We start from the raw sequence: 13,703 nt of genomic DNA, 5'->3' as shown, positions 1-13,703 counted from the left end.
TCAAGGAAGGGTTTCGCCACTTTAAAGAACACAGGCACATCACGATATGAAAAGAAAAGCCCAATATTTTGCTACCTTTGCCGGATTAATTAGAACAAGTGAAGCAGGTATGGTGGGCACTTCTATGATTCTGTTCTTCAGCTTTGTTATCTTTGCCTTTCAGAGCCGGTAAATGCAAAAGTCCTGAAATGGCAGCCATGGCCTGTAAATCTGATAAATGGCTGGACCTGTTCAGGAGTCTTTAATGCAGAAAGTTAGCTAGAAGCCTCTGTTAGTTCTGGCAGCAGACGAAAAAGAAGAATAAATAGACAGACCGATTGCGATAGAATTAGAACAAGATAATCCTGAGAATGGGAAAGTACAGCGAATATAAAAATCTGAATTACGCCAAACTGGGCGAGGAAGTACTTGATTTCTGGAAGACGAACAGCATCTTCGAAAAATCAGTAGCTACACGCGAAGGTAACAAACCGTTCGTGTTTTACGAAGGTCCGCCTTCTGCCAACGGCACACCGGGTATCCACCACGTAATGGCCCGTGCTGTGAAAGACATTTTCTGCCGCTACAAAACCCTGAAAGGCTTTCAGGTAAACCGCAAAGGCGGCTGGGATACGCACGGGCTTCCGGTAGAGCTGCAGGTAGAAAAAGAGCTGGGCATCACCAAAGAAGATATCGGCAAGAAAATAACCGTTGAGGAATACAACCAGCGCTGCCGCGAAACGGTGATGCGCTTCAAGCACCAGTGGGACGACCTGACCGAGAAGATGGGTTACTGGGTAGACCTCGACAACCCTTACATCACCTTCGAGAGCGAGTACATAGAGTCTTGCTGGGCTTTGCTCAAGCGCCTCTACGACAAAGGCTATTTATACAAAGGCTACACCATACAACCTTACTCACCAGGTGCCGGCACCGGACTGAGCTCGCACGAGCTGAACCAGCCCGGCTGCTACCGCATGGTGAAAGATACGACCGTGGTGGCGCAGTTCGAGGTGAAGCGAGTTACCCGCAACATGTTTCTTTTTGAGTACGACGAGGAAAGGGTGTACTTCCTTGCCTGGACGACAACTCCCTGGACCTTGCCATCCAACACGGCCCTGGCTGTTGGCAAAGGCATCAGATACGTGAAGGTGAGAACCTACAACCCGTACACCTTCGAGCCGATCTCCGTAATCCTGGCCAAAGATTTGGTAGGCCGCTTCTTCAACCCAAAGGCAGCCGACCTAGCCCTGACCGACTATAGCTCCGGCGACAAGCTGATTCCTTTTAAAATAGTAGAGGAGTTTACAGGCGCTGACCTGGCAGGAGTGGAGTTCCACCAGCTCATGCCGTACGTGCAACCCGAAAAGCCAGCTTTCAGAGTAGTAGTAGGCGATTTCGTGACGACAGAAGACGGTACCGGTATCGTGCACATTGCGCCAACTTTTGGTGCAGACGACTTTAGGGTAGCCGCCCAAAACGACATACCTGCGCTGTTGGTAACCGACGAGAACGGGAAGCCCATGCCGCTGGTAGACAAGCAAGGCCGCTTCGTGCCTGAGGTAACCGACTTTGCCGGTATGTACGTGAAAAACTACACCGGCGAAGACGAGTCAGCAGCAGACTACAAACCGACAGATGTTAAAATTGCCATCAAGCTAAAAGAAGAAGGCAAAGCATTTAAGGTTGAGAAATACGAACACACCTACCCACACTGCTGGCGCACTGATAAGCCGGTGCTCTACTACCCGCTGGATAGTTGGTTCATCAAAACTACGGCCGTAAAAGACCGCCTGATCGAGCTGAATAAAACCATCAACTGGAAACCGGAATCTACTGGTACCGGGCGCTTTGGCAACTGGCTCGAGAACCTCGTAGACTGGAACCTTTCCCGTTCCCGCTACTGGGGCACACCGCTGCCGATCTGGCGCACCGAAGACGGTGAGGAAGAACTCTGCATCGGATCGCTGGAGCAGCTGAGAGCCGAGATGGATAAAGCCGTGAAAGCCGGTGTAATGGAAGCGCCTATCGAGCTGACCGACCTGCACCGCCCCTATGTGGACAACATCGTCTTGGTGAGCAAGTCCGGAAAGGTAATGTACAGAGAGACAGACCTTATCGACGTGTGGTTCGACTCTGGTGCCATGCCTTATGCACAATGGCATTATCCGATAGAGAACAAAGAAATATTTGAGCAGAACTTCCCAGCCGATTATATAGCTGAAGGCGTGGACCAGACGCGTGGCTGGTTCTTTACGCTGCACGCGCTGGCCGTTATGCTCGAAGACAGCGTGGCCTACAAAAACGTAATCGCCAACGGCCTGGTACTCGACAAGAACGGCAACAAGATGAGCAAGCGCCTCGGCAATGCCATCGACCCGTTCGAGATGATCGGTACGTATGGTCCAGATGCGGTGCGCTGGTACATGATCGCCAACGCGCCACCTTGGGACAACCTGAAGTTCAACGCTGATGGGGTAGTAGAGACACAGCGTCGTTTCTTTGGAACGCTCCAGAACACCTACTCCTTCTTTGCCCTGTACGCCAACCTCGACAATTTTACCTATGCCGAGAACGATGTGCCACTGGAGCGAAGAACCGAAAGCGACCGCTGGATCATCTCCAAGTTGAACACGCTGGTGCAGGAAGTAGACACCTTCCTGGCTGACTATGATCCGACCAAAGCGGCCCGTGCCATACAGGATTTTGTGGTAGACGACCTGAGCAACTGGTACGTGCGCCTGAACCGCAAACGCTTCTGGAAAGGCGAGTACAACGAAGACAAAATAGCAGCTTACCAGACACTCTACACCTGCCTGGAGACCATTGCCAAACTGGCGTCGCCCATTGCGCCGTTCTACACCGAGCAGCTTTTCCGCGACCTCAACAGCGTGAGCGGACGCAACCAGGTGGAGTCGGTGCACCTGGCCGATTTCCCGGAAGTAGCAGCAGGAGCTGTAGACAAAGACCTGGAAGAGCGCATGCAGCTGGCGCAGACAGTTTCGTCGCTGGTGCATTCGCTGCGCAAGAAGCAGCTGATAAAGGTTCGTCAGCCTTTGCAGCGCATCCTGGTGCCGGTTCTCAGCGACCATACTAAACAGCAGCTTCAGGCGGTAGAGGACCTCATCATGAGCGAGGTGAACGTGAAGGCGGTAGAGTATATCGACGACACCTCCGGCATCCTGGTGAAGAAAATCAAGCCTAACTTCAAAAAGCTGGGGCAGGTTTTCGGGGCGAAGATGAAGCTGGTAGCCGCTGCCGTGCAGCAGATGAACCAGCAGGATATTGCCGAACTGGAACGTGAAGGTGGCTTTAGGGTGATGTTGAATGACGAGGAATCGGCTCTTCTGACACCCGAAGACGTGGAAATCTCTTCCGAGGATATCCCAGGCTGGCTAGTGGCCAACGAAGGCAAACTGACCGTGGCGCTGGATATCACCATCACCGAAGAGCTGAAGCAGGAAGGCATTGCCCGTGATCTGGTGAACCGTATCCAGAACCTGCGCAAAGACTCCAACCTGGAGGTACAGGACAAGATACACGTAACCGTGCAGCAGGGAGAGCCGGATGTAAACGCCGCGCTGCAGAACTACAGCGACTACATCTGCGCCGAAACGCAGGCCCTGAGCCTCGATTTTGTAGATGATCTGGCAGATGGCACGCTTTTGGATATCGATGATTATCAGGTAAATCTGAAGATCCGGACCGAATCCAGTGTAATTCTGTAAATTGAAGAAAGCAGCAGGGCGCGTGTCGCTTTGCTGCTTTTATAATAGTAAATCATTCTTGCAACAGCTATGGCACCAACTCAGGCACTAGTTGTTTAACTGCTTCTTATGAAATATTGGAAATATTACCTGGCGAGCTTACTTGTTATCATCATAGATCAGGTTGTGAAACTGATTGTGCATTATAACATGGAAATGGGCATGCCAGGGGAGATTCACCTGATAGGCGATTGGCTCAAGCTGCACTATACTCTTAACCCGGGCATGGCCTTTGGCGTGGAGCTGGGTTCTGAGTACGGGAAACTCATGCTGACCTTATTTCGGTTGGTGGCAATGTTCGGCATAAGCTATTACCTCTATTACCTGGTCAATCAGAAAGCGCCAAAAGGTTTGATCTGGTGCATCGCCCTGATACTGGGCGGTGCCATTGGCAACCTCATCGACAGTACCTTCTATGGTGTCTGGTTCGATAATGCGCCCTATGGCTCCTCTACTCCCTGGTTCCATGGGCAGGTTATCGATATGTTCTATGTAGATATATGGGAAGGCATTATTCCGCATTGGGTCCCGATTCTGGGAGGCAGCCCTATGTCGCTGTGGCCGATCTTTAACGTGGCCGACTCTGCTATCTTTATTGGTGTTTTGATTATCCTGTTTAATCAGAAGCGCTTTTTTGCAGAGCACGAAGAACCAAAACGCAATGCCATTATTGTAGAAAAAGGCCAGCAGCAGGAACAATAGCAGTATCAAAATTTCAAATGAAGAAGGAGCTGTTCCACGTGTGGGGCAGCTCCTTTTGTTTGATTCCGCATATAGCCTGTTACGCAGCACAATTAGTCTGATCGGGATAGCCAGAATTTTAGAATTTCCGGAATAAAATTTCAAACATAGGTTAAGACGCCACAAGTGCAGTAACATACTGCTCAGGCTGCTGCTGTCAAATTATTTGAATAAGAACGCCCCTCAAACTTAATTGCTACTCCTGATGCTGCACCTCTAGAACCTAATTCTAACATTCTGGTTATTCTGATTCAGACAAAAAACTATAAAACGCCTCTCTTCTCCAGTTCCTCCCGCAGTTGCTCCGGCTTCTGAAAGTGAATGGAATCAATGCCAATTTTTTCGGCAGCATGAATGTTTCGCAGGTTATCGTCGATAAAGAGCGCTTCCTGCGGCTTCACCTCGTATCGGTCCAGCAGCAGTTGGTAGAAAGACGGAAAAGGCTTCCGGTCTTTCTCATCACCTGAAACGACGATGCCGTCAAACCATTTCAGAAATTCAAAGCGTTCTAAAGCAATCGGAAAAGTTTCGGAAGACCAGTTGGTGAGGGCGTAAAATTTAAATTTGTTCTGCGCCTTCAGTTCCTCAAATATTTTTACGGTACCGTCTATAGCACCGCCCAGCATTTCTTCCCACCGGCCATAAAACGCCCTGATGTACTCCTCCTGCTCCGGGTGTTGTGCCACCAGCAACTCAGTGGCTTCCTGTAGGGTACGGCCGCCATCCTGTTCCTCGTTCCAGGCAGAGGTGCAGATGTTCTCGAGGAAGTGCAGCATCTCTGCCTCGTCGTCAAAAATCTTGCGGTACAGGTGATGCGGGTGCCAGTCGATCAGCACGGCGCCCAGGTCGAAGATAATGGTGGTAGTAGTCATAGATGTAGTGTTAAAAGTTTGTTCCAACGTGATAAAGTTAGAGCCTGTTGCAAGCCCAAGCAAAATCCTGCCATTAGAATTATCTTAACTGTTCTGTAGCGGAGAGAATAAATTATTTGAATGAAAAAGCCCCTCCAGAGGCATAACCGCTGCTGATGTAGTTGCAGCTAATTGTTCAATGAGACCGATATTCTAAAAAGGAAGGTGCAATTTTCCTGAAAAACCTTATTTTTACCAAAAGCAAAACCCCTGACACCCTTGGCTACACCCATTCCAATTCTGAAGGTAAGCGCCTTAGAAACTGTTTTCTCCACACATCGCGGCACCACCACAGCGGTGGACAAGGTCTCATTTGAGGTGTACCCGGGCGAGACAGTAGCGATCGTAGGAGAGTCGGGCTCGGGCAAATCGGTTACCTCGCTTTCAGTGATGCGGCTCATCAACACGCCACCGGGCCGCATAGCAGGAGGAACGGCTATGTTTCAGTCGGAGCGGTTTGGGCAGGTGGACCTGTTTCAGCTACCCGAAAAGCAAATGCAGCGGATAAGGGGCAACGAGATTTCCATGATTTTCCAGGAGCCGATGTCGTCGCTGAACCCGGTGTACACCTGTGGAAAACAAGTGGCCGAAGTGCTGCTGCTACACACGGCTATTTCTGAAAAAGAAGCCAGACAGCGCACCATTCAGCTTTTTGAGAAGGCAAAGCTGCCACGGCCGGATAAAATTTTCGATGCTTATCCACATGAGATATCGGGTGGCCAGAAGCAGCGGGTTATGATCGCTATGGCCATGGCCTGCGAACCGGCCATACTCATTGCCGATGAACCTACCACAGCCCTTGATGTAACCGTGCAGGCGCGTATGCTGGACCTGATAGACGAGTTGCGCGTGAAGGAGAACACGGCCGTGCTTTTTATTACCCACGACTTAGGCGTAGTAGCCGAAATAGCCGACCGCATCCTGGTGATGTACAAAGGCAAGCTGGTGGAGCAGGGCAAAGTACTCGATATTTTCACTAATCCGCAGCATCCCTACACCAAAGGCCTGCTAGCCTGCCGCCCCAAGTTATCAGCCAAAGCACAAAGCATTCTTCCCACGGTTTCGGACTTTATGTACGAAGATGAGCAGGGCAACCTGCTGGAGAAAAAGCTGGTGGTGCAGGAGCCGTCTTTAGTCGATGTGGTGAACAGCTATGTAGGCACCGTAACAGATATCAAACACAAGCGCGAAAACCAGCAGAAGCCGCCATTGCTGCAGGTAGAGAACCTGAAGGTGTACTTCCCGATAAAGAAAGGCTTCTTTTCGCGCACCACCGACTACGTGAAAGCAGTAGACGATGTAAGTTTCAGCATCAATCCGGGGGAGACCATTGGGCTGGTGGGAGAGTCAGGTTGTGGCAAAACGACATTGGGCCGGGCGCTGCTCCGGCTGGTAGAACCCACCGAAGGACGCATTCTTTTTGATGGGGTAGATATTGCACAGTTAAGCCCGGAGGAACTGCGGAAAAGCCGCCGGAATTTCCAGATGATCTTCCAGGACCCCTACGCGTCACTCAACCCGATGCACACCGTAGGCGATGCCATTATGGAACCGATGTATGTGCATAAACTCTACAGAACCGAGAAAGAGCGCCGTGGAAAAACCATGGAACTGCTTGAGAAGGTGGGGCTTATGCCGGAGCATTTTCAGCGTTATCCACATGAGTTTTCGGGCGGGCAGCGGCAACGCATCAGCATTGCCAGGGCGCTGGCGCTGCAGCCGAAGTGCATCATCTGCGACGAGTCCGTGTCGGCGCTTGATGTGTCGGTGCAGGCGCAGGTGCTTAATTTGCTCAATAAGCTCAAGCAGGAATTCCAGATTACCTACATCTTTATAACCCACGACCTTTCAGTAGCCAAATACATGTCGGACCGGATACTGGTGATGAGCAAAGGCCAGATTGTGGAGAGTGGCACGCCTGACCAACTTTACCAGCACCCGCAGCAGGAGTACACCCGCACGCTCATCAGCGCCATTCCGAAAGGCGAGCCCGAGGATATTGTGGCGGCCCAGCAGAAGCGCGAGCTAATGAAGGCGGGGGTGATGTAATTTGGCGTTAACTCTATTGGGAGGTATAGCTTGCGCATTACAACCCGCATCTTAAAACAGATTTTGGGCTCTGGAAGGCCTTTTTTATTTGAATAATTGATTACAGGTGCTACTTCTTGATTTGGAAATCAGAAGTTCTGAACATTTGTAACTGACCTGGTAAGGCCTCGCGGCGCGCAGTTCCTGCGAACATCTGGGCGGTGCAGATGAAGGCTTAAAATCAACTTCAGAATAAATCTAGTATTTAGTGTCTTGAATCTCTTTCTGGCTCCGAAAGACTGTTTTCATTCAAATAATCTAAAGGCCCCAAGCACAGGCCCTTAGTCAGTAGTTCCCTTATTTCCTCCGGCAGGGCCCCAATATAGATTTTTCTATATAAATTCACACGTAAATAACCTCCCGTTCTAACCAAAGCACCTGCATCGGGCGTATAGGTTCATTAACAATTATTCGGTAAGGGTTTGTAACCGGAAGTGTAGCCATAAACAGGAGGCCGCTTCTGCACAAAATGACATAAATATTCATGAGAAGTAAAAAAGATAAAGGCGGCCGCGACAAAGACAGCCGCAGCGACAAAGGCAGTTCACGCGGAGGAAGAGAGGCATCCGCGGGCAGAGGTTCATCATCAAGAGGCAGCTCCTCGCGGCGCGATGCCTCCTCCAAAAGAGAAGGACCCAAGGGTGGCAAAGAACGCAAAACACCCAAAACCATCGTGTTGGAATCGTTCTCCAACAGCCCCGACACCGTATTTACCCAGCGCCAGATCTTCCGCCGCCTAGGGGTAGTAGACCAGAAAGGCCGCGAAACAGTAGCCGACCTTCTGAAAACGCTGGTGCGCGAAAACAAGCTGCTGCTTGTGGATGACGACAAATACATGCTGAACCTGCGTGTGCAGATCATCACAGGCAAAGTAGACCTGGCCAACAGCAAGTATGCCTACATTGTGTCGGAGGAAATGGAAGAGGATGTGCGCGTGTTCCGGGAGCACCTGAAGTACGCCCTGGACGGCGACCTGGTGAAGGTGGAGGTGCTGCCAACCGTGCATGGCGGCCGGGCCGAAGGCATTGTGCTGGAAGTGCTGCAGCGTAGCCGCGAAGAGCTGGTAGGCATTTTGGAGCTGTCTAAAAACTTTGGCTTTGTAGTGCCTGATTTCAAAAAAATTTATTTTGATGTTTTTGTAGGCGAAAAGGCCCTGAACGGAGCACAGGCCGGCGACAAGGTGCTGGTAAAAATTGTGCAGTGGCCCGATAAGCCCGACAAGAACCCTACCGGCGAAGTTACCAGGGTGTTTGGCCCGGCTGGCGAGAACGAAGCAGAGATACACTCCATTATGGCGGAGTTCGGCCTGCCTTTCGAGTTCCCCGAATCGGTAGAGGAAGAGGCAGAAAGCATGTCGGAGAAGATTACAGCCGGTGAGTTGGCTAAGCGCCGCGACTTCCGCGATGTGACCACCTTTACCATAGACCCTGCCGATGCCAAAGACTTTGATGATGCCCTTTCTATCCAGAAGCTGGAGAACGGCAACTGGGAAATTGGCGTGCACATTGCCGACGTAACGCACTACGTGCATACACGAAGCCTGCTCGAAAAAGAAGCCTTTCACCGGGCCACCTCCGTGTACCTGGTAGACAGAACCATCCCGATGCTGCCGGAGCGCCTCTCCAACGGCCTTTGCTCGCTGCGGCCGCAGGAAGAGAAACTGACCTTCTCGGCTGTGTTTGAGCTCGATGAAAATGGCAAGCTGTACAACGAATGGTTCGGCCGCACTGTGATCTACTCCGACCGCCGCTTTAGCTACGAAGAAGCCCAGGAACGGATAGAAACCGGTGAAGGCGACTTTTCAGAGGAGATCAACATCTTGAACGGCATCGCCAAAAAGCTCAAAGACAAGCGCTTTAAAAACGGCGCTATCAGTTTCGAGACAACAGAGGTTAAGTTTAAACTGGCGGAAGACGGAAAGCCCCTTTCGGTGTATGTAAAAGAGCGGAAAGATGCGCACAAACTGATAGAGGAGTTTATGTTGCTGGCCAATAAGAAAGTAGCCGAGTACGTCTATAACCTGGGCAAAGGCAAAAAGCGCCCCACCATGGTTTACCGTACCCACGGTGCCCCGGACCCCGACAGGCTGAGCACGTTCTCTATTTTTGCCTATAAGTTTGGTTATAAAGTAGATGTGGAAGGCGACATATCCGAAGAACTGAACAACCTGACGGAGCAGATAGAAGGCAAGCCGGAGCAGAGTGTGCTGCAGAACCTGGCCATCAGAACCATGGCCAAGGCCAAGTATAGCACCGAGCCCGAAGGTCACTTCGGGCTGGCATTTGCGCACTACTCACACTTTACCTCGCCCATCCGTCGCTACCCCGACATGATGGCGCACCGCCTGCTGCAGCACTACCTCGATGGCAAGCCGTCGGTGGAGAAAGAGGAGTATGATGCCCGCTGCCAGCACTCTTCTGAAATGGAGAAGCGCGCCGCCGATGCCGAAAGAGCCTCTATCAAGTACAAGCAGGTGGAGTTTATGAAAGATACCATCGGCAACCAGTACAAAGGCATAGTGTCTGGTGTCACAGAATGGGGTATATTTGTGGAGATCGAAGAAAACAAGTGCGAAGGCATGGTGCGATTGTCAGACATGAACGACGATTACTATGATCTGGACGCGAACAACTACCGCATTATCGGTCGCCAGTCGAAACGTATTATTTCGTTTGGCGATGAGGTGCTGGTAGAGGTGAAGAGCGCCAACCTGAACGACCGTACCATCGATCTGGAACTGATAAAAACCCTTAAACAACACTAAACAACCCTGTGGATATTCCGATCCTCACTGATAAAATAAAGCAGACCTTGTCCACGCTCCAGTACGGCGATAAACCGGTGGAGCTGTACGAGCCTATTCGCTACATTATGGCCTTGGGCGGAAAACGGATAAGGCCCTTACTGGTGCTGCTGGCCGCTAAAATGTACGACGACGATGTGGAGAACGTCTTACTGCCCGCTGCGGCTGTAGAGGTTTTCCACAACTTCACACTCCTGCACGACGACATTATGGACAAGGCGCCGCTGCGTCGCGGGCAGCAAACTGTGCACGAAAAATGGAATGCCAACATTGCCATACTCAGCGGCGACGTGATGCTGGTGCGGGCCTACCAGCTGCTGCTTGGCGTTGCGCCCGACAAGCTGGCGCAGGTGCTGCAAAATTTCAGCGAAACAGCTGCACAGGTTTGCGAAGGTCAGCAGCTCGACATGAATTTTGAGCAGCGCGAGGAGGTAACCATAGAAGAGTACATCCACATGATCACGCTGAAGACGGCTGTGCTGGTTGGGTTCAGTCTGGAGCTTGGTGCTAGTCTAAAAGGAGCCACGGCAGCAGACGCAGATCACCTGAGGCAGTTCGGCAACAACATCGGCATTGCCTTCCAGCTCCGCGACGACCTGCTCGACGTGTACGGCGACAAAGCCAAGTTCGGGAAGCAGGTAGGCGGCGACATTCTATCCGACAAAAAGACCTTCCTGATGCTCACGGCGCTGCAGCAGGCCAGCCAGGAGCAGCAACGCATTATCAGGCAGTGGCGCAACCAAACCAACGAGGCCATAGCCGCAGAAAAAGTGCAGGCCGTTACCGCGGTCTACGATGCCCTCAACATCCGGCAGCAGACCGAGCAGCAGATCGAAGACTACTTCCAGAAGGCGCTGGCACATTTAGATGCCGTGGCGGTGCCCGGCGAGAAGAAAGCCACGCTCCGTGGCCTGGCACTGCAACTGATGGAGCGGGACAGCTAACCTGAATTTTGCATGCACACCAGGCTGGTTGAGCGAACATCTGGCTGGATGCCTTACTGTGCAGAGACGGGTTTAAAAGGGCAATGGCAGCCAAAGCCGCAGTAACGTCCGGAAGGCCATTTTGATTCGAATAATTCAGCTTGAAGATTTTTCGAATCAAAATGGCCTTTCTTTGCTGTTGCAGCCCTGGGCGCATCGGCCAACAATTTAGTAGAAAAACGGGGAAACGGGCCAAAACTTTTATCTTTGTCATCACCCATACCAATTACACCTTACAGTAGCCTCATGGATTTAAACGTCACCCTTATCCTTATCATACTTACAGTCGGCATTTCGTGGTATGCCTGGCAGGAGAACAACGACCTGATGCACCGCTGGATCTTTCAGCCCTACACTGTGCAGCGCGACAACTCCTGGTACCGCTTTGTCACCTCCGGGTTTCTGCATGCCGACTTTACGCACCTTTTCTTTAACATGTTCACGATGTATTTCTTCGGAAACGCCGTGGAAATGACCTTTGCGGCTATTTTTGGTCCTGTTATGGGCATCGCGCTCTACCTGTTGCTCTACCTGGGGGCCATCGTTATATCCGATATCCCTACGTATTTCAAACACCGCAACGACCCTGGCTACCGGGCTTTAGGAGCATCTGGTGGTGTGGCTGCCGTGGTGTTTGGGAGCATTCTCTTCTATCCCACCAACGATATCTGCCTGTATGCCGTGCTATGTATACCGGGTTTTATATTAGGCATATTGTACCTGATTTACTCCTATTACCAGGGCAAACGCATGGGCGACAACATTAACCATGATGCACACCTCTATGGCGCTGTGTTTGGCTTTGTACTGAGCCTGGCACTGGTGCCGCAGGCTGGTCCGTTGTTTATCGAGCAAATCAGCAACTGGCGCCCCCCGTTCTTATAGAGATGTTTTGTATTTTGCTTAGGATATAAAACTAACAACTGTTAATCTGTTTTAGATTTGTGCACGTATAAAAGCTACAGGAAGCTTTATAAATCATGCATAATCTATATAAAAATATCGTATTAATAGCAGTAATAATTTCATTTTTTTTAGTTAATACTGTTCAGCTCAAGGCGCAGGAGTCTGCTGCTATTCCGTCTCAGCGTCTTACGCTGCTGCAGTATATCATAGACGATAACAGGCCGGTGCTGGTGAGTATGCTTACTACGGCAGGCCTGGTGCCTCTGCTATCCGGCGACGAGATGTTTACGTTACTGGCTCCACCCGAAGAAGCGTTGCTGAAGCTGAAGGGTGAATCTCCTGAGAAGCTTAAAGTAATCTTGTCAGGGCACATCTTGAAAGGTAATTTACAGGAAAAAGACCTGAAAGACGGGTTGCAGGTACAGACCATCTCAGGTGGTAGCGTTACGGTCTGCCGGAAAAAGGGTACGCTTATTAATGGTGTTCGCATTTCCGCTGCTGACAATCTGGTGCGTAACGGCGTAGTGCATGGGCTTCAGGGCATATTATCGCTTTGACTCCATAGTGCCTTTCAGGTTGAATACTCCTTCTTACGGGCTCTAATAACAAAGCAATCTGATCAGCGACACAACATATCGGAATTTGTTTCTCCCTTTATACAAAGAATACAATGTCGTGATACGGGTGTAGCTTTTCTCAAGGTGATGCCATGTATGGTTCCGGTAAATTTTGGCACTGTCTACACCACTAAGAGTCTTGCCTAAGATCAGTCATAGATATAAGCAAAGTACTATAGCAGAAATTTAGAAATGGGCCTGTTTCTTTTAATTTGAGATAGAAATAAACATGATACTATAATAAAATTATAAATTAGATTTATAATTGAATAGTTTCTTGCCTATAATTTACGTATTGTCTAAGAGGTATGGAAAAATTGCACAGCGATATAACCTCAGACAAGTCCAAAATTGTCATAGCAGACAATTCCTGTTACGACTTGAGCTACGATTCGGAAAAGAATCGGATCTATCTGACCATTCGCGGATTTTGGAAAGCCCTGGAGTCGGTTCCTCATTACTTAATGGACTGGCAAAAGGTGCTGAAACTGAAAAAGCCCGGTTTTACTGTACTGGTTAATATGCAGGACATGCTGACGCATCCTCAGAACATGAACAGCCTGCATATACAGGCACAGCAACTTGTTCTGGAGCAGCAAGTAGCCAGAATAGCGCATGTCATACCTTCCGATAAAATAGCAAAGCTTCAGGTTGATTCAATTGCCAGCCAGACGGGAATTCCGGTAAAAGACTTCGGTATTTATCAGGATGCCGAGCACTGGCTGGAGGAGCTAACCAACTCAACTGAGTTCAACGACTAAACCTGTCGAGCTCCTTCTTTTTCTTTCCATTCTCTTTTCTTTCCTCATCAAGCCTCTTGCCTGAAATAGATGTAACTGTTCAGTAAAAAATATAGTTATAGGTACAAATTAGCATAAAAGAGCGCGATAACCGGCTCCCTAAATACA

The 13,703-nt window shown here is 50.2% G+C and carries 11 protein-coding genes; 9 read left to right on the top strand and 2 right to left on the bottom strand.

Features of this window, described 5'->3' with window-relative positions; genetic code table 11:
- Positions 1–46 precede the first annotated feature (46 nt).
- The 3 genes from FJM74_RS22595 (at position 47) to FJM74_RS14930 (ending at position 4,448) form a co-directional block, all read left to right on the top strand.
- A complete protein-coding gene (locus tag FJM74_RS22595; protein ID WP_262890444.1) occupies positions 47–172 on the top strand; it encodes a hypothetical protein in 126 nt (41 codons plus the stop codon).
- A 178-nt stretch (positions 173–350) separates the two neighbouring features.
- Complete coding sequence (gene ileS, locus FJM74_RS14935) at positions 351–3,707, top strand: isoleucine--tRNA ligase (protein WP_187263430.1); 3,357 nt, start codon at positions 351–353, stop codon at positions 3,705–3,707.
- 108 nt (positions 3,708–3,815) lie between these two features.
- Complete coding sequence (locus tag FJM74_RS14930) at positions 3,816–4,448, top strand: lipoprotein signal peptidase (protein WP_187263429.1); 633 nt, start codon at positions 3,816–3,818, stop codon at positions 4,446–4,448.
- A gap of 302 nt (positions 4,449–4,750) precedes the next feature.
- Here FJM74_RS14930 and FJM74_RS14925 read toward each other — a convergent pair whose 3' ends face one another.
- Complete coding sequence (locus FJM74_RS14925) at positions 4,751–5,359, bottom strand: HAD family hydrolase (RefSeq protein ID WP_187263428.1); 609 nt, start codon at positions 5,357–5,359, stop codon at positions 4,751–4,753.
- 258 nt (positions 5,360–5,617) lie between these two features.
- On the opposite strand from FJM74_RS14925, the gene FJM74_RS14920 reads away from it, so the two are divergent.
- From FJM74_RS14920 to FJM74_RS14910, 3 genes are all read left to right on the top strand, one after another.
- Complete coding sequence (locus tag FJM74_RS14920; RefSeq protein WP_187263427.1) at positions 5,618–7,447, top strand: ABC transporter ATP-binding protein; 1,830 nt, start codon at positions 5,618–5,620, stop codon at positions 7,445–7,447.
- Positions 7,448–7,970: 523 nt separating this feature from the next.
- Entirely contained in the window at positions 7,971–10,250 is a 2,280-nt protein-coding gene (gene rnr, locus FJM74_RS14915; RefSeq protein WP_187263426.1) for a ribonuclease R, read from the top strand.
- 8 nt (positions 10,251–10,258) lie between these two features.
- Positions 10,259–11,233, top strand: a complete 975-nt coding sequence (locus FJM74_RS14910; RefSeq protein ID WP_187263425.1) for a polyprenyl synthetase family protein — start codon at positions 10,259–10,261, stop codon at positions 11,231–11,233.
- Between the two features lie 53 nt (positions 11,234–11,286).
- Here FJM74_RS14910 and FJM74_RS14905 read toward each other — a convergent pair whose 3' ends face one another.
- Positions 11,287–11,493: a hypothetical protein gene (locus tag FJM74_RS14905; RefSeq protein WP_187263424.1), complete on the bottom strand. Its 207-nt coding sequence runs from the start codon at positions 11,491–11,493 to the stop codon at positions 11,287–11,289.
- 25 nt (positions 11,494–11,518) lie between these two features.
- On the opposite strand from FJM74_RS14905, the gene FJM74_RS14900 reads away from it, so the two are divergent.
- The 3 genes from FJM74_RS14900 (at position 11,519) to FJM74_RS14890 (ending at position 13,556) form a co-directional block, all read left to right on the top strand.
- Positions 11,519–12,157, top strand: coding sequence for a rhomboid family intramembrane serine protease (locus FJM74_RS14900; RefSeq protein ID WP_187263423.1), 639 nt, complete (start codon positions 11,519–11,521; stop codon positions 12,155–12,157).
- Positions 12,158–12,252: 95 nt separating this feature from the next.
- A complete protein-coding gene (locus FJM74_RS14895) occupies positions 12,253–12,735 on the top strand; it encodes a fasciclin domain-containing protein (protein WP_187263422.1) in 483 nt (160 codons plus the stop codon).
- A 368-nt stretch (positions 12,736–13,103) separates the two neighbouring features.
- On the top strand, positions 13,104–13,556 hold the full coding sequence (locus FJM74_RS14890; RefSeq protein ID WP_187263421.1) for a hypothetical protein: 453 nt from the start codon (positions 13,104–13,106) through the stop codon (positions 13,554–13,556).
- Positions 13,557–13,703 lie beyond the last annotated feature (147 nt).

Source organism: Pontibacter beigongshangensis, assembly GCF_014332515.1.
GTDB classification, from domain to species: domain Bacteria; phylum Bacteroidota; class Bacteroidia; order Cytophagales; family Hymenobacteraceae; genus Pontibacter; species Pontibacter beigongshangensis.
Note: the sequence above shows the minus strand (reverse complement) of the source record. Positions and strands in the feature narration are given on the sequence as shown.